This is a genomic window from Roseomonas sp. USHLN139 (genome assembly GCF_037145735.1).
Taxonomy (GTDB): Bacteria; Pseudomonadota; Alphaproteobacteria; order Acetobacterales; family Acetobacteraceae; genus Pseudoroseomonas.
Map to the genome: position 1 here is coordinate 564,819 of NZ_JBBCWY010000002.1, position 15,990 is coordinate 580,808.

The following is a 15,990-nucleotide window of genomic DNA, read 5'->3' on the forward strand; positions in this document are numbered from 1 at the left end:
GCAATCTTTGCGCGCGATTTGGGCATCCCCGGTTCTGCGGCCGCCGATTGCCGCGGATTCAGGCTGGACGCTGACCTGCCCGGTTCGGGAGACTGGGGTCAGCACTCGCCAGGAGCCGCGCATGAGCCAAGCCCCGCCCCGCCTGCTCTCCGGCGCCGAGCTGAAGGCGCTGTCGCAGCGCTCCGACCTGCACGGCGCGCTCCGCCTCGGCCTGCATCTGGCGCTGATCCTCGGCGCCGGCTGGCTGGTCGCGGCCAGCGGGCCCTGGACGCTGCTGCCGGCGATGCTGCTGCTGGGGGTGACGCAGGCGGCCCTTTTCGCCCCGATCCACGAGACCATGCACCTGACCGCCTTCGCCAGCCGGCGCGCCAATGCCGTGGTCGGCTGGCTGGCCGCCTGCCCGTCGCTGCTCAACTGGCATTTCTACATGGCCTTCCACCTGGCGCATCACCGCCACACCCAAGACCCGGAGAAGGACCCGGAGCTGATCATGGCGCCGCCCTCCAGCCTGGATGCCTATCTGTGGCGGGTGATCGCCCTGCCCTATTGGCGCACCCGGCTGCTGACGCTGCGCGACGCCTGGCGCGGCGACCTGTCAGCCCATCCCTACATCCCGGCGCGGGCGGCGCCGAAGATCATCCGGTCGATGCGGGCGATGACGGTCTTCGTGCTGGGCTGCGCCGGCCTGTCGATGCTGCTGGTCGGCTGGTGGGCGCCGCTGGTCTTCTGGATCGGGCCGCAGCTGCTCGGCCAGCCGGTGCTGCGGCTCTACCTGCTGACCGAGCACACGCTCTGCACGCATGACGCCAACGGGCTGACCAACACGCGCACCACCCTGACCAATGCGGCGGTGCGGCTGCTGATGTGGAACATGAGCTACCACACCGAGCACCACCTCTACCCCTCGATCCCCTTCCACCGCCTGCCCGCCGCGCATGGGGCGCTGCGCGACCGGCTGGCGGTGCTGCAGGACGGCTACTGGCGCTGGCATGCCGGATTCATCCGGCTGCTGCGCCAGTCCTGAAGGGGGGCGCCCGACGGATCAGGCGGCCTCGACCTGGCGGTCCAGATGGGCGGCCAGGCCCTCCGGCAGCCGCAGCCTGCCGGCCAGCGCCTCCAGCCAGGCGCGCTCCTCAGGCTGGGTGGTGTCCACCGCCAGGCGCGAGGCGAGGTAGATCTCCGATGCCTGCTCTGGCGTCGCCGCCAGCGCCGCGATCTCGGAGACGCCGGCATTCCCCGCCAGCGCGTCGAAGACGAAGGCCTTGCCCTCGGCGTCCAGCCCCATCTGGCCGACGCGCTCGAAGATCAGGCGGCGCTCCGCCTCGTCGATATGGCCGTCGGCCTTGGCGGCGGCGATCATGGCGCGGATCAGCGACAGCTCGAAAGGCTGGCCGTCCGAGCCCGCCGCCGCGGCCGGCAGGAATTTCTGCGGCACACGCTCGGCCTCCTGCGGCGCGGCCACCGGCGCCTGGGATGGCGCCTTGCCCTGCTGCCAGTTCTCATAGGCGCGCGAGGCCAGGGCGCCCAGCATGGCGGCGCCGCCATGGCTCAGCGCGCCGCCGAGCCGGCCCTTCTTCTTGCCGCCGACCAGCAGGCCCAGCAGGCTGCCGGCGGCGCCGCCCATCGCCAGGCTGCCGACGCCGCCCTGGCCACCCAGGGCGCGCTTCGCCGCCTCCGCCATGCCGCCGCCGGCCGCACCGGCCGGGTTCAGCCAGGGCGAGGCGGCGGGCGAGGCCCCGGCGCCGCCGCCCGAGAATTTCTCCAGCGCCGACGCGGCCCCGCCGGGGCCGAGGAAGCGGTCGAGCAGATGCTTGGCATTGATCATGGAGGACATGTCGGAAGCCTCTCGCCCGGCCGCAAGATGGACGGTTTTTCATATGCGGGGTTTTCAGTCTGCTTCTTCAATGCACGGCACCGGCGCGGCGTTGCCTCAGCGGGCATTCTCCCAGACGCCCAGCCGCTGCCGGCGCGCCGCCGCCTCGGCCCGCTTCAGCTCCGGCGCCGCCTCGGCGGTGGCGCGGCCGCCGCCATTGGACAGCACCAGCTCGGAGAGGTCGCGGCCCTCGACGCGGCAGCGCCAGCTGGCATCGGCCTCGGCCCGGCATTGCGCCGGCCGCCCGGCGATCCATTGCGCCATGGGCTGCAGGAAATCCCCGGCCGAGCCGGCGACGCCGGACAGCCGCACCAGCCGGCCCTCGATCACCAGCGTGCCGGTATCGACCAGGCCGGGCACGCCCTCGATCCGCTCGGCCGGGGTCGCCGCCGCCTCCGGCGGGGCGGTGGCGGCCGAGGGGGCGGCGGCGGTGCGCAGCTTGTCGGCCTCGGCCATGAAATCGTGCCAGATCGCGGCCGGCAGCCCGCCGCCGGAGACATCGGCCATCGGGCTGTTGTCGTCATTGCCGACCCAGACGCCAACCACCGCATCGGCGGTCATGCCGATGAACCAGGCGTCGCGGCTGTCCTGGGTGGTGCCGGTCTTGCCCGCCACCGGCCGGTCCAGCCGTGCGGCGCGGCCGGTGCCGTCGCGCACCGCCGCCAGCATCATGTCCAGCAATCCCTGCTGCACGGCGGCCGGCAGCGGCGGCGTGCCCTCGCGCGCCGTCGGGCGGGTATAGAGGGCGCGGTCGCGGGCGCGTACCTCCTGCACCAGCCAGGGCTCGATGCGCTGCCCGAAGCCGACGCTGCCATAGGCCGCGGTCATCTCCGCCAGGGTCGCGCCGCTGGTGCCCAGCGCCATGCTGGGGTTCAGTCCGATCTCGCCGGTGACACCGAGACGATGCGCGATGGCGGCGACCTGCGGACGCCCGGCAGCCTCCTGCAGCTGCACCGCCACCGTGTTGATGGAATGCGCGAAGGCGTCGCGCAGGGTGACCGGACCGCGGAACCGGCCATTGGCATTGCCCGGCGACCAGTCGCCGATGGTGATCGGCTGGTCCTGCACCACCTGGTCGGGGCGGAAGCCGGCCTCCAGCGCGGCGGCATAGACGAACAGCTTGAACAGCGAGCCGGGCTGGCGGCGCGCCTGGGTGATGCGGCTGAACTGGCTGGCGGCATAGTCGCGCCCCCCCACCGCCGCCAGCACCGCGCCATCGGGGGCCAGCGCCAGCAGCGCCGCCTGGCCGGCCTTCAGCCGGGCACCGTCGCGGTCGAGGCGCGTCGCGATCACCCGCTCGGCCAGGTCCTGCAGCCGCGGGTCGAGGGTGGTGCGCACCATCAGGTCGATCCCGGCCGGCCCGACCAGGCGGCGCGCCTCGGCCTCGGCCCAGTCGGCGAAATAGCCGCGGCCGGGCAGCATCTCGGGCGGCGCCTGCAGCGCCACCGGGGCGGCGCGGGCGGCGGCCACCGCCTCCGGCGTGGCGCCGCCGGTCTCCTGCAACGCGCCCAGCACCAGCCCGGCGCGGGTCTCGGCGCCCTCGCGGTTGCGGATTGGCGACAGGGCAGAGGGGGCGCGCAACAGCCCGGCCAGCAGCGCGGCCTCGGCCAGCGAGACCTCGCCGGCCGGCTTGCCGAAATAGCGGCGCGCGGCAGCGTCCACCCCCACCGCCCCGGCGCCGAAATAGGCGGCGTTCAGGTAGCGGGCGAGGATTTCTTCCTTCGAGAGCTGCCGCTCCAGCCAGACCGAGAGCAGCGCCTCCTGCACCTTGCGGGTCAGGCTGCGCTCCTGGCTCAGCCAGTTCATGCGCGCCAGCTGCTGGGTGATGGTGCTGGCGCCTTCCGGCCGGCGGTCGCCGGTGGCGTTGCGCCAGGCGGCGCGCGCGATGCCGCGCAGGTCGATGCCGCCATGTTCCAGGAAGCGGCGGTCCTCGATGGCGATCACCGCAGTCGCCAGCGGTTGCGGCAGGCTCGCCGCCTGCACCGGCTCGCCGCGCAGCGTGCCGCGCGCGGCAAAGCCGGCACCATCGCGCGCCTCCAGCACCAGCGAGGCGGGGGCGCCGGCGGCGGTCACCACCGGCGGCACCGGGATGCGCAGCAGCGCCCAACCGGCGAAGCCCAGCACCAGCAGACCCGCGCCGGCGGTCACCGCCAGCATCGGCCAGGGGCGCAGCACCATCCGTGCCGCCGCCCTCACGCGCGCCTTCATCGTCACTCGACAGAAATCCCCGCAGCCCCGGACTATGGCTGCGTCAACGCTCGGCGCGGCGGGGCGGTTGCGCGGGGCGCCGGCTCAGCCGGCGAGCGCGGCGTCGAGGAAGTCCAGCCGGTCCTGGCCCCAGAAGATCTCCTCGCCCAGCACGTAGCTCGGCGCGCCGAAGACGCCGCGCGCGAGGGCCTCGGTGCTGTCGGCGGCGCGGCGCTCGGCCCAGCGCGGCTCTTCCGCCAGCGGCAGCAGCGCGGCGGCGTCGAGGCCGAGGCCGGTCGCCAGCTCGGCCAGCACGGCGGCGTCGCCGGTGTCGCGCTCCTCCTGCCACAGCGCCTTGAGGATGGCATGCGCCAGGGCGACGGCCGGCGCCTGGCCCAGCGTCTCGCGCACGGCGATGACCAGATGCGCCGGCAGCGCCTCGCGCGCCGGGAAGAATTTCGGCTGCAGCTGGATCGGGATGCCCAGCCGGTCGCGCCAGCGGCGCAGCTCCATCATCCGGTAGGCCTGGCGCTGCGGCGAGCGTTTCGGCAGCGGCAGCCCGCCGGAGCCGGCGAAGATGGTGCCGAAATCCACCGGGAAGATGCGCAGCGCGGCGCCGTGGCGCGCGACCATGGCCTCCAGCCGGGCGGCGCCCAGATGCGTCCAGGGTGAGTTCAGCGAGACGTAGTAGTCGACGATCTTCGGCATGTCGTTCCTCCGCGGGCGTGCAGTCTGGGCGGCGGGGCGGCTTGGCACAAGCCGGGGCGCGGCCTAGCCTCGGCGCATCACGGGAAGGAAGACCGCGCCATGATCCATGTCATCGCCATCATCACCGCCAAGCCGGGCCAGCGCGAGGCGGTGCTGCGCGAGTTCCGCGCCAACATGCCCGCCGTGCTGGCCGAGGATGGCTGCCTCGAATACGGCCCGGCGGTGGATGCCGAGGGCCTCGGCAACGCGCAGTTCGGCGCCGACAGCTTCGTCGTCGTCGAGAAATGGGCCAGCCCCGCCGCGCTGGCCGCGCATGCCGCCGCGCCGCACATGAAGGCCTATGGCGAGAAGACCAAGGAGATGGTCGCTGACCGTGTCATCCACGTGCTGACGCCCGCCGCCTGACCGGCCCGGCCCGCCTGGCGGCAGGGTTGCTGCCGGGCGGGCCCTGGCGGGCTCGACAGCGCCGGCGAAGCGCCGCAGGCTCGCCGCTCCGCGCACAAGGAGCCGCCGATGCCCGATCCCCTGCCCCCCGGCCCCGTCGCCCGCCGCAAGGGCTTCCTGCAGCGGCCGGACTGCCGGATCTACTACGAGGTCACCGGCGAGGGCCCGGCCCTGGTCTTCGCCCATGGCCTGGGCGGCAATCATCTGTCCTGGTTTCAGCAGGTGGCCGCTTTCAGCGATCGCTATGCCTGCATCAGCTTCAGCCATCGCGGCTTCTTCCCGTCCGAGGCGCCGGCCGGCGGGCCGGACCCGGAGGATTACGCCGGCGACCTCGCCGCGCTGCTGGCGCATCTCGGCGTCGAGAGCTTCGCCATCGTCGGCCAGTCGATGGGCGGATGGACCGCGCTCGGCCATGCGCTGACCGGCGGCGGCATGCGCGCCATGGTGCTGGCGGCGACCAGCGGCCCGGTCGATCCGGCGCAGAGCCCGGCCGCGGCGGCCCTCGCCAGCTGGCAGGCACAGTCCGGTCCGGCGCAGGCCGCAGCCCGCGCGGCCGGGGTGCATCCGGCGCTCGGCGCCCGCGGCGCCCGCGAGCAGCCGGCGGCGCATTTCCTCTACCGCGCCCTCGACGAGCTCAGCGCCACGCTGGACAAGGAGGCGCTGCGCGGCCGGATGATGCGCAGCCGCTGCCTGGCCGCCGAAAGCCTGGCCGGGATCGCGGTGCCGACGCTCTGGCTGACCGGCGCCGAGGACATCGTCTTCCCCTCGCCGGTCGCGCCGGCCCTGGCTGCGATGATGCCCCGCGCCCGGCATCACGATTTCGCCGAGACCGGTCATTCCGCCTATTTCGAGCGGCCCGCCGCCTTCAACGCGGTGCTGCGCGAGTTTCTCGACGAGGTCTTTCCGGGCCGGGACGCGCCGGCGTGAAGGCCGTCTGCGGCCTGCTCGTCGGCCTGGCCCTCGCCGCGGCGCCGGCCTTGGCCGACGGGCGCTTTCCCCAGGGGCTGACGCCGATCGACCAGGCACGCCTTGCCGGCTTCGAGAGCGCGCGCCAAGCGGCCATCGGCGTGGCCCGCAGCGGCGGCGACCCGGCCGATGTCGCGGTGCTGGAGCAGGTCCTGGACGGCGAGGCCACGGCGCAGCCGGCCGCGGCGCTGGCCGGCGACTGGCGGTGCCGGCTGATCCGGCTGGGCGGCATCCTGCCGCTGACCATCTATGGCGATTTCCGCTGCCGCATCACCGATGACGCCGCCGGCCTGCGCCTGCAGAAGCTCACCGGCTCGCAGCGGCTGGCGGGGACGCTGTTCGACACCGGCAGCGCGCGGCTGGGCTATGCCGGGGCGGCGGTGGCCGGCGCCGGGCAGCCGCCGCGCTACGGTGCCGAGCCGGGCAGCAACCAGGTCGGCTATCTCGTGCCGCTGGGGCCGCAGCGGCTGCGGCTGGAAATGCCGGCGGCCGCGCCGACGCGCGACTCCGACTTCGACATCCTGGAGCTGCGGCGCTGAGCCTCAGCCGGCCCGGCGCACCAGCCTGACCATCCCCGCGGCCCGCCTGCCCGCCGGCGCTGGCGGGCGCAGGGCGGCGCCGAGCTGGCTGGCCATCCAGCTGCGGTTGCGGCCTGCCGCCTTCGCCGCATAGAGGGCATTGTCGGCCGCGGCGACCAGCCCCTCGCCCTTGCCGCACAGCATCACCGGCGGCAGCGAGGCGATGCCGATGCTGACGGTGACCACGCCCTGCGCGCTGCCGGCATGCTCCAGCGCCAGTTCGCGCAGGCGCGCCTGGATCAGCTCGGCCACCACCAGGGCGCCCTCCTCCTCGGCGCGCGGCAGCAGCACCGCGAATTCCTCACCGCCATAGCGCACGGCCAGGTCGCCAGGGCGCCGCGCCGCGCCCTGGATGGCCTCGGCGATGACGCGCAGGCCGTCATCGCCCGCCTGGTGGCCATAGACGTCGTTATAGGCCTTGAAGTGATCGACATCGATCATCAGCAGGGCCAGCGGCATCTCGTCGCGCCGGGCAATCTCGGTCTCGCGCGCCAGCGCCATGTCGAAGCGGCGGCGGTTGCCGATGCCGGTCAGGCCATCGAGCAGCGCCAGCTCGCGCAGCCGCGCGACCGAGCGGTGCTGCGTCCGCTCGCGCGACAGGGCCAGCACCATGAAGGCCATGCCCAGGGTGTGCAGCAGCGCCTCCAGCATCATGATCAGCTTGATCTCGCGCCCGCTCAGCCAGACCGCCTCCGGCGTCAGCAGCAGGGCGAGCGCCCGCCCCAGATAGAAGCTGGCATGCAGCACCAGCAGCAGGATGGCGCCCTGGCGGCTGCGGCCAGGCACCGGCTCGAGGCGCCAGAGCTCCCAGGCGGTGGCCAGGGTGTAGAGCGCCCCGCTGACGCAGGCCAGGAACAGCAGCGCCGCCGGATGCCGCTCGCCCAGCAGCAGCGCCGCCGCCAGCCAGAGCCCGGGACCGGCCAGGGCCGGCGCGAGCAGCGGGCGCCGTCCGCCGAACAGCCGGGCAGCGGTCCAGGCGCAGGCGGTGCCGGCGAGGATGACGACATTGCCGGCGAGCTGCGCCGCGCCACCCGGCATCGGCAGGGCCGCCAGCAGGGTGATGCCGGCCGCGCCCAGCAGCATGGCCAGGCCCCAGAGTCCCAGCGAGGCGGAGTCGGAATCCCGCCCCCGCGCCGCCACCAGCACGAGGCCGGAGAAGGCGATGACGACGGCGGTGACGAGGAACAGGGTCGGCGGATGCAGCGCGGAGAGTATCATCGAATAATCTCTAATGCCCCCGAGGAGTGCCTCTGCCGATCCCGCGCCACCTGGGACGGAGACAGCACCTTTGCCGCCGCGTGATCGTCGGGGGCACCGGCGCAACCCGATGCATCGCGCGAAGGCTGCATCGCATCACTAAACAAGCTGGTGAGGGATCGGCCCGTTCCCGCAACCTCCGGGCGGGCGCCAGGGCCTGGCGATCGGCGCCGTCTGGCCCTCCCCGGCGCTGCCCGCTGCCGGAAAACGGAAGGACGCCGCCGCTTTCGGCGCCAGGACCATGACCAGGCGGGCCGCCAGGAAATCGGCCGGTCCCGGCGGCGGGCTGGCCGGCGTGCCGGACAGGGTCAAGCTTCCGGGCCGGCCGGGCCAGACCGTCGGGCCTTGATCGGGCAGGCGGCCGCGCCGATCCTGCGGGCCTTGCCGAGGGGACCTCACGCATGACCGCTTTCGATGCCATCGTGGTGGGGGCCGGCCAGGCCGGTCCCTCGCTGGCCGTCCGCCTGGCCGAGGCAGGCCAGAGCGTGGCCCTGGTGGAGCGCAGCCTGCTCGGCGGCACCTGCGTCAACCGCGGCTGCATGCCGACCAAGGCGCTGGTGGCCAGTGCCCGCGCGGCCCATGTGGCGCGGCGGGCGGCCGATTGGGGCGTCGCCATCGGCGGCGCCGTCACGGCGGAAATGCCGCGGATCACCGCCCGCGCCCAGAAGGTGGCCACCGATGCGCGGGGCAATCTGCAGCGCTGGCTGGCGGGCGTCGACCGGCTGCGGCTGGTGCAGGGCCATGCCCGCTTCACCGCCCCCTTCACGCTGCAGGTCGGCGAGGAGGTGCTGACCGCCCCGCGGATCTTCCTGAATGTCGGCGCGCGGGCGGTGGTGCCGCCGGCCTTCGCGTCGGTGCCGCACCTGACCAGCAGCAGCATCCTGCAGATCACCCATCTGCCGCGGCATCTGCTGGTGGTGGGGGGCAGTTATATCGGGCTGGAATTCGCCCAGGCCTATCGCCGCTTCGGCGCCGAGGTGACGGTGCTGGAACGCGGCCCGAAGCTGCTGCCGCGCGAGGATGACGATGTCTCCGCGGCGATCCGCTCGATCCTCGAGGCCGAGGGGATTGCCGTCCGTTGTGGCGCCGGGGAGATCGCGGCGGCCGCCGACGCCGCCGGCGTCACGCTGCGCTTCGGCGACGGTCAGAGCGTCAACGGGTCGGATCTGCTGGTGGCGGTGGGCCGGCAGCCGAACACCGACGAGCTCGGCCTGGCCCTGGCGGGGATCGCGGTGGACGGGCGCGGCTATATCACCGTCGACGAGCGGCTGCAGACCAATGTCCCCGGCGTCTATGCGCTGGGCGACTGCAACGGGCGCGGCGCCTTCACCCACACCGCCTACAATGATTTCGAGATCGTCGCCGCCAATCTGCTGGATGGCGAGGACCGCCGGGTCAGCGACCGGGTGCAGGGCTATGCGCTCTACATCGATCCGCCGCTGGGGCGGGTGGGGATGACCGAGGCGGCGGCGCGGGCCAGCGGCCTCGACGTGCAGGTCGCGACGCGGCCGATGTCACGCGTCGGCCGCGCGGTGGAGAAGGGTGAGACAGCCGGCTTCATGAAGGTGGTGGCCGAGGCGGGCAGCGGCCGCATCCTGGGCGCCGCCATCCTGGGGGTGGAGGGCGACGAGGCGATCCATGGCCTGCTGGATGCGATGCATGCCGGGGTGCCGCAGCAGGTGTTGCGCTGGGCCGTGCCGATCCACCCGACGGTGTCCGAGCTGATCCCGACCCTGCTGCAGGGCCTGCGCTGATGTCTTTCTGATAAAAATAGAAGGGGGCATGGGGGGATACCTCCCCCCATGCTTCGCTTTCCGGATCAGACGACCTTCTTCGACTTCAGCTCGGCGATCTCCGCCTCGCTGAACCCCACCCCCTTGAGGATGGCGTCGGTGTGCTCGCCGATCGCCGGCGGATGGCTGACCACCGCGCTCGGCGTGCGCGACAGCTGCACCGGCTGGCCGACATACTGCACCGGCCTGCCGTCGCGCTCGAGGGTGCGGGCGATGCCGAGATGCTTCGACTGCACGTCCTCGAAGGCCTGGTCGATCGCGTTGATCGGGCCACACGGCACGCCGGCCTCGTTCAGCGCTTCCACCCATTCGGCGCTGCTGCGCGTCGCGGTGACGGCGCCGATCTCGGCGTTCAGCGCGTCGCGGTTCTTGCTGCGGGCGCTGCCGGAGGCATAGTCCGGGTTGCTCAGCCAGTCGGCGCGGCCGAGCACCTGGGCGGTGCGCTCCCAGATCCGCTGGCCGGAGGCGGCGATGTTGATATGGCCGTCGCTGGTCGGGAAGACGCCGGTCGGGATGCTGGTCGGGTGGTTGTTGCCGGCCTGCTTCGGCACCTCGCCGGCCATCAGCCAGCGGGCGGCCTGGAAGTCCAGCATGAACAGCTGCGCCTCCAGCAGGCTGGTGTGCACCCACTGGCCGCGGCCGCTCTTCTGCCGCTCGAGCAGCGCGATCATGATGCCCTGCGAGCAGAAGATGCCGGCGCAGAGATCGGCGATCGGGATGCCGACGCGCACCGGCCCCTGGCCGGGCAGGCCGGTGATCGACATCAGCCCGCCCATGCCCTGCGCGATCTGGTCGAAGCCCGGGCGCTTGGCATAGGGCCCGTCCTGGCCGAAGCCGGAGATCGAGGCCAGGATGATGCCGGGATTCACCTTCTCCAGCGCGGCATAGTTGATGCCGAGGCGGTCCTTCACGTCGGGGCGGAAGTTCTCGACCACGACATCCGCCTTCTCGACCAGGCGGAGGAACAGCTTCAGCCCCTCCGGGTCCTTCAGGTTCAGCGTCATGCCGCGCTTGTTGCGGTGCAGGTTCTGGAAGTCCGGCCCCTCGCGCGGGCCGCCCATCGGGTCGCCGGCATCGAGCCCCTCGGGCATCTCGATCTTGATCACCTCGGCGCCCCAGTCGGCCAGCTGGCGGACGCAGGTGGGGCCCGAACGGACCCGGGTGAGATCGAGGACGGTGATCCCGGCCAGTGCGCTGGAGGCGCGGGGCGCGGCGGCGGCCTCGGCGGCCGGGGTGGCGAAGGGGCTGTCATTCATTAGGGGCGGTCCTCCTGCTCGGCGGATTCGCTAGCATGTTTCGACAGCAGTGCAAACTGTTGACGATCGACAATCCCGTGTTTCATGCTGGGCGCATGGCCCCTGACCAGCCCCCGGACCTTCCCGCCGAACTGCTGCTGCTGCGCACCCGGTCGCTGACCTCGGTCGCCGCCCAGGAGATCGAGCGGCTGATCGTCAGCGGTGCGATCCCCTCCGGCAGCCGGCTGAACGAGCAGGCGCTGGCCGCCCGCCTCGGCATCAGCCGCGGCCCGGTGCGCGAGGCGGTGCGCGGGCTGGAGCGGCAGGGGCTGGTGGTCACCGTGGTGAACCAGGGCAGCTATGTGCGCAGCCTGAGCGCCGAGGAGGCGCTGGAGCTCTACGACCTGCGCGCCCTGCTGACCGGCCAGGCCTGCGAGCGGTTGGCGGCGGCGCCGCCGGCCGGCACGCTGCCGCGGCTGTCGGCGCTGGTGGCGCAGATGGACGCCGCGGCGGCGGCCGATGACGCGCCCGGCTACTACGCGCTGAACCTCGACTTCCACGCGGCGCTGCTGGCGCTCGGCGCCGGACCGCGGGCGCAGCGGATCTATGACGACCTGGGCAAGGAGCTGAACCTGTTCCGCCGCCGCGCGCTGGTGCAGCCGGAGAAGATGCGCGAGAGCAATGCCGAGCATGCCGCCATCCTCGACGCCATCCGCGCGGGTGACCCGGTGGCGGCCCGGGCGGCGGCCGAGGCGCATGTGCAGGGCGGCAAGCGGCGTTTCGCCGCCAGCCAGCTCCCGGCGGCCGGAACCCCCTTGTGAAGGCGCTATCGGCCTCCCACCTCCCGGGCATCCGAAACAAACTGAAAGGAGGTGATCCAGTGTCTCATTGCTCGACGTCGGCGTCCGTTGCCGATCGCTGGGTCGCTGGCCTCTCCACGGGGCCGGCGCGCTGAACGACAGCAGGCGGCAGGGCGACTGACGCCCGCCGACGACAATGCGGGGCGCCAGGCTGGTTCAGCCTGGCGCCCTTTTTCGTGCTGGGGTGACAGAAGCGAGTGTCGCCTCAGGCGCTGGCGGCGTCCAGCTCAGCGATGTCCGCCGCCGCGAGCGACAGCCGCGCCGCCTTCGCCAGGCTGTCGAGCTGCGCCAGGCTGGTGGCGCTGGCGATCGGCGCGGTGACGCCCTCGCGCGCGATCAGCCAGGCCAGCGCGACCTCGGCCGGGGTGGCGGAGGTCCGCCCGGCCACCGCGTCGAGCGCCGCCAGGATCCGCTCGCCGCGCGGGTTCATGTACTTCTCCATGCCGCTGCCACGCTTGCTCTTGGAGAAGTCGGCGGCCGAGCGGTACTTGCCCGACAGGAAGCCGGAGGCCAGGCTGAAATAGGTGATGACGCCAAGCCCCTCGCGGATCGCCAGGTCGCGCAGCGGGCCGTCGAAGCTGCCGCGGTCATAGAGGTTGTAGTGCGGCTGCAGCGTCTCGTAGCGCGGCAGCTTCTTGTCAGCCGCCACCTTGAGGGATTCCTCAAGCTGCACCGCGTCCAGGTTGGAGCAGCCGATGGCGCGCACCTTGCCGGCCTTCAGCAGGCCCTCATAGGCGCGCAGCGTCTCCTCGTAGCCGGTGCGCGGATCGGGCCAGTGCGACTGGTAGAGGTCGATCACCTCGACCTGCAGGCGCCGCAGCGAATCCTCGACGGCACGGGTGATCCAGCCGGCCGAGAGGTCGCGATGCCCCTGCCCCATGTCGGAGCCGACCTTGGTCAGGATCAGCACCTTCTCGCGCTTGCCGGGATTCTTCTTCAGCCAGTTGCCGATGATGGTCTCCGACTCGCCGCCCTTGTTGCCGGGCGCCCAGGCGGAATAGACATCGGCGGTGTCGATGGCGTCGAAGCCGGCATCGACGAAGCCGTCCAGCAGATCGAAGCTGGTCTTCTCGTCGACCGTCCAGCCGAAGACATTGCCGCCGAAGACCAGGGGGGCAATCTCCAGGCCGGTGCGGCCGAGGGGTCGCTTCTGCATCGGGTCTCTTCCTGTGTCGCTGCCCGCCAGGCGGGCCGGGCGGCCATCCTGCGCGTCAATGCCGCGGCTGGGAAGCCGGGCGGTCAGCGGTGATAGCCGTCATAATCATCCTCCTCGGCCGGCGGCGGCGGCGGGCGCGGCGGGCGGCCGATCCACAGCATCAGCAGCCAGGCGATCAGCGCCGGCACCGCGAAGCCGAGGGCGCGTTCCTGCCACGGCACGGCGAGGCCGCGATCGGCCTGGGTCACGCTGAGCCAGGTGTTGGCGGTGAGCATGACGCCCCAGAGCAGGATGAAGACGCGCAGCGCCGGCACCACACCGCCGGAGATCCCGCCGATCAGCGCGACCATCCCGAGCAGCACGAAGCCGCCCATCACCGTCAGCATGGCCTTGTCGTCACGCCGCTACTGTCCCGCTCTCGTCCGGCCCTGCGCCGCACGTCACCCTCATCGCGGCACGCGGGGAACCTCGAGGGGCCGGCGGGGACGCCGCCCTCAGCGCGTCAGAGCGGCAGGCCCTTCACCGAGGCCAGCGCCGCCATCACCCCGCGCAGCTCCGCCAGGCCGCGCATGCGGCCGATCGCGGGATAGCCCGGGAAGGTCGGCTTGCCAACATCATCGAGCAATTCGTGACCATGGTCGGGCCGGAAGGGAATGCGCCACTCGGCCTGGCCGGCCTCCCGGCGGCGCTGCTGCTCGACCAGCAGCGCCTCGACCACGGCGACCATGTCGACATCGCCGCCGAGATGGTCGGCTTCCATGAAGGAACCATCCGGCTCCTTGGCCACATTGCGCAGATGGGCGAATTTGACGCGATGCGCGAAGCGGCGGGCGATAGGTCCCGGTCACGGCGGCGGCGAAGCGTAGCGTGTCCGCCAGATCCTCGCCGAAGATCGCTGTCAGCGTCAGCAGCGCCGCGATGCGGTCGGCCGGGTCGTCGCCGGCGGCATCGAGCCTGGCGCGCAGCGCGGCCGCCATCGGGTCACGCAGCGCGATCGGCGCGCCGGCCTCGTCGACGCCGTCCAGATGGCGCGCCCAGGCGGCGATGGCCAGGGCATGGGCCGGGATCGGCAGGCCGGCCGCCCGCCGGTCGAGCACCGCGGCCGGATCCTCTGGCGCCACCAGCACGCCCAGCAAGACGCCGACGAGGCGCGCCCGCTCGCCCCCGGGCCGCGTTCCAGCGCGGTGTAGAGGCCGTCCTGCGGCGCCAGCCGGTCGCGCTGCTCCGGCCGTTGCAGCGAGACGCCGAAAATGCCCCAGTCGCCGCCCTGCCGGTTCAGCACATCCTCGGTGAAGAGCGCGCCATGCGCGCGAAAGAAGGCGCCGAGACCGAGATGCAGGATCGCCGGCCGCAGCGCCGCGCGGTCATAGGCCGGCCGCGCCGCCTCGCACGACAGCGAGCGGGCCGTCAGGCTGGCGGAGGACAGGCACGGCCGCGGCATGCTGGCTTCCTTGGATCCGCGCCGGGATACTCGTAGACGGCCGGACGGGACCAAGCGGCGCGGGCTGTGCGGATTCTGTCACGGTCGAAGCGGATCTCCGTGACCGTCTCGAGGGCGCAGAGGAAGGCAGCGCGGAGTGGTTCCGACGGCGGCGGGCACCGGCAGGATGATGGCGAGCGATCTGGCCGGCCTGCCAACGGCACGTAACGAGCCGCAGGCTCGCTCGCTCGGACCTCCGCGAACAGGTCGGTGTCTTCGGCGCCCTTGGTGCCTCGGCGGGTCATGGTTGCCCCTGTTCCAGCCTGCCGTGGCGAGCAACGGGTGATCGCCGGCGTGCTGCATGGCGAGCGTCGGGCTGGAACGGCGCAGTCGCCGGGGCCGAAGCGCCTGCCGCCCTGCCGGCCGAGGCTTCGCAAGCCGTGGTCGTGCATGGCGGACGGCGATCCCGTAAGCTGCCAGGCCGGAGGGTGCGCCAGCGTCCACGGTCGCGCCCCTTCTCGCCACGGACGCGGCCCAGCCGGACAGGGCGGAGCGGAGTTGAACGGGTGAACCATCGCCAGCTCGAGGTCTTCAACGCTGTCATGATCAGCGGATCAGCGTCGCGGGCGGCGGAGCTGCTGCAGGTCACCCAGCCCGCCGTCAGCCGCGCCATTGCGGACCTCGAGACGGCGGTCGGCTTCTCCCTGTTCGACCGGGTGCGCAACCGCCTGGTTCCCACGCCGGAAGGCCAGCTGTTCTTCGCCGATGTCCGCTCCAGCTTTATCGGCCTCGACCGACTGCGCACCGCGGCGGCCCGCATCCGCGACTTCGGCTCCGGCACCATCCGCATCGCCAGCCTCGCCGCCTACGGCAACACGGTGGTGCCGCGCGCCATCCGGATCTTCCGCGACCGGCATCCCGACATCGCCATCACCTTCCAGATCGCCATGTCGGCGCAGGTGCGCGAGCTGGTGGTGAACGGCAACTTCAGCATCGGGCTGGCCGCGGACGAGGTCGACCTTGCCGGCGTGGAGCATCGGGTCTTCTCCAGCGGCCGCGCCTGCTGCGTCATGCCGCCGGGCCATCCGCTGGCGGCCAAGCCGGTGATCCGCCCGGCCGACCTGGACGGCGTGCCGTTCATCGCCCTCTCGGCCGAGGACCGCGCCCGGGCGCGCTTCAACGCGGTGCTCGACGCGGCCGGTTCGCGGCCGAAGATCGTCGTGGAGACGCCCTTCGCCGCGACCGTCTGCGCCCTCGCCCTGGAGGGCATCGGCATCGGCCTGGCCCAGGCCGTTGCCGCGGAGGGCTTCGCCGAACGCGGCCTGGTGATGCGGCCCTTCGAACCCGAGGTCTACTTCAAGACCTACCTGTTGTTCCGCCCGGACACGCAGAAGTCGATGCTGGTCAAGGATTTCGTCGCCGCCCTGCTGGCGGCGCGCGACCGCGGGCCCGGCCAGGCCGGGCCGCAGCCGCGCCCGCTGGCCGGGCGGGCGCGCTAGGTCCGCCGGTCACC

At 72.8% G+C, this 15,990-nt stretch carries 15 protein-coding genes and 2 pseudogenes; 7 read left to right on the forward strand and 10 right to left on the reverse strand.

The window, feature by feature from the left end; genetic code table 11:
* The first annotated feature begins 121 nt into the window (after positions 1-121).
* Positions 122-1,024 carry a fatty acid desaturase gene (locus tag WFI16_RS09780; RefSeq protein ID WP_419897639.1) on the forward strand — a complete coding sequence of 301 codons (903 nt, stop codon included), beginning with the start codon at positions 122-124 and terminating at the stop codon, positions 1,022-1,024.
* Positions 1,025-1,042: 18 nt separating this feature from the next.
* On the opposite strand, the gene WFI16_RS09785 is transcribed toward WFI16_RS09780, so the two are convergent.
* From WFI16_RS09785 to WFI16_RS09795, 3 genes are all read right to left on the reverse strand, one after another.
* Positions 1,043-1,834, reverse strand: coding sequence for a tellurite resistance TerB family protein (locus WFI16_RS09785; protein ID WP_419897640.1), 792 nt, complete (start codon positions 1,832-1,834; stop codon positions 1,043-1,045).
* Between the two features lie 96 nt (positions 1,835-1,930).
* Positions 1,931-4,069 carry a transglycosylase domain-containing protein gene (locus WFI16_RS09790; protein ID WP_419897641.1) on the reverse strand — a complete coding sequence of 713 codons (2,139 nt, stop codon included), beginning with the start codon at positions 4,067-4,069 and terminating at the stop codon, positions 1,931-1,933.
* Between the two features lie 96 nt (positions 4,070-4,165).
* Positions 4,166-4,768: a 2-hydroxychromene-2-carboxylate isomerase gene (locus WFI16_RS09795; RefSeq protein ID WP_419897642.1), complete on the reverse strand. Its 603-nt coding sequence runs from the start codon at positions 4,766-4,768 to the stop codon at positions 4,166-4,168.
* 99 nt (positions 4,769-4,867) lie between these two features.
* On the opposite strand from WFI16_RS09795, the gene WFI16_RS09800 reads away from it, so the two are divergent.
* The 3 genes from WFI16_RS09800 to WFI16_RS09810 all read left to right on the forward strand — a co-directional run bounded on the left by WFI16_RS09800 (position 4,868) and on the right by WFI16_RS09810 (position 6,717).
* Complete coding sequence (locus tag WFI16_RS09800) at positions 4,868-5,173, forward strand: putative quinol monooxygenase (RefSeq protein ID WP_419897643.1); 306 nt, start codon at positions 4,868-4,870, stop codon at positions 5,171-5,173.
* A 108-nt stretch (positions 5,174-5,281) separates the two neighbouring features.
* The gene (locus WFI16_RS09805; RefSeq protein WP_419897644.1) at positions 5,282-6,139 is read left to right on the forward strand and encodes an alpha/beta fold hydrolase; all 858 of its coding nucleotides are present in this window, start codon (positions 5,282-5,284) and stop codon (positions 6,137-6,139) included.
* Positions 6,136-6,717, forward strand: coding sequence for a DUF4893 domain-containing protein (locus WFI16_RS09810; protein ID WP_419897645.1), 582 nt, complete (start codon positions 6,136-6,138; stop codon positions 6,715-6,717). Before WFI16_RS09805 ends, WFI16_RS09810 begins: the two co-directional genes overlap by 4 nt.
* Before the next feature lie 3 nt (positions 6,718-6,720).
* Here WFI16_RS09810 and WFI16_RS09815 read toward each other — a convergent pair whose 3' ends face one another.
* Positions 6,721-7,974, reverse strand: a complete 1,254-nt coding sequence (locus WFI16_RS09815; RefSeq protein ID WP_419897646.1) for a diguanylate cyclase — start codon at positions 7,972-7,974, stop codon at positions 6,721-6,723.
* A 440-nt stretch (positions 7,975-8,414) separates the two neighbouring features.
* Between WFI16_RS09815 and WFI16_RS09820 the strand changes: the two genes are divergently transcribed.
* Positions 8,415-9,767 carry an FAD-containing oxidoreductase gene (locus WFI16_RS09820; protein WP_419897647.1) on the forward strand — a complete coding sequence of 451 codons (1,353 nt, stop codon included), beginning with the start codon at positions 8,415-8,417 and terminating at the stop codon, positions 9,765-9,767.
* 65 nt (positions 9,768-9,832) lie between these two features.
* Here the strand turns inward: WFI16_RS09820 and WFI16_RS09825 are convergent, their stop codons facing one another.
* Positions 9,833-11,062 carry a CaiB/BaiF CoA transferase family protein gene (locus WFI16_RS09825; RefSeq protein ID WP_419897648.1) on the reverse strand — a complete coding sequence of 410 codons (1,230 nt, stop codon included), beginning with the start codon at positions 11,060-11,062 and terminating at the stop codon, positions 9,833-9,835.
* A gap of 95 nt (positions 11,063-11,157) precedes the next feature.
* On the opposite strand from WFI16_RS09825, the gene WFI16_RS09830 reads away from it, so the two are divergent.
* Positions 11,158-11,862, forward strand: coding sequence for a GntR family transcriptional regulator (locus WFI16_RS09830; protein WP_419897649.1), 705 nt, complete (start codon positions 11,158-11,160; stop codon positions 11,860-11,862).
* 244 nt (positions 11,863-12,106) lie between these two features.
* Here the strand turns inward: WFI16_RS09830 and WFI16_RS09835 are convergent, their stop codons facing one another.
* The 5 genes and pseudogenes from WFI16_RS09835 to WFI16_RS26945 form a co-directional block, all read right to left on the reverse strand.
* Positions 12,107-13,057, reverse strand: coding sequence for an aldo/keto reductase (locus WFI16_RS09835; RefSeq protein ID WP_419897650.1), 951 nt, complete (start codon positions 13,055-13,057; stop codon positions 12,107-12,109).
* Positions 13,058-13,140: 83 nt separating this feature from the next.
* A complete protein-coding gene (locus WFI16_RS09840; protein WP_419897651.1) occupies positions 13,141-13,443 on the reverse strand; it encodes a hypothetical protein in 303 nt (100 codons plus the stop codon).
* A gap of 116 nt (positions 13,444-13,559) precedes the next feature.
* On the reverse strand, positions 13,560-13,892 hold the full coding sequence (locus WFI16_RS09845) for a mannonate dehydratase (RefSeq protein ID WP_419897781.1): 333 nt from the start codon (positions 13,890-13,892) through the stop codon (positions 13,560-13,562).
* 58 nt (positions 13,893-13,950) lie between these two features.
* Positions 13,951-14,184 (reverse strand): annotated as a pseudogene (locus tag WFI16_RS26940) (hypothetical protein); the annotation flags it as partial.
* A 98-nt stretch (positions 14,185-14,282) separates the two neighbouring features.
* Positions 14,283-14,498, reverse strand: a pseudogene (locus WFI16_RS26945) (mannitol dehydrogenase family protein); the annotation flags it as partial.
* 545 nt (positions 14,499-15,043) lie between these two features.
* Here WFI16_RS26945 and WFI16_RS09855 point away from each other — a divergent pair.
* The gene (locus WFI16_RS09855; RefSeq protein ID WP_419897653.1) at positions 15,044-15,976 is read left to right on the forward strand and encodes a LysR substrate-binding domain-containing protein; all 933 of its coding nucleotides are present in this window, start codon (positions 15,044-15,046) and stop codon (positions 15,974-15,976) included.
* Positions 15,977-15,990: the final 14 nt, after the last annotated feature.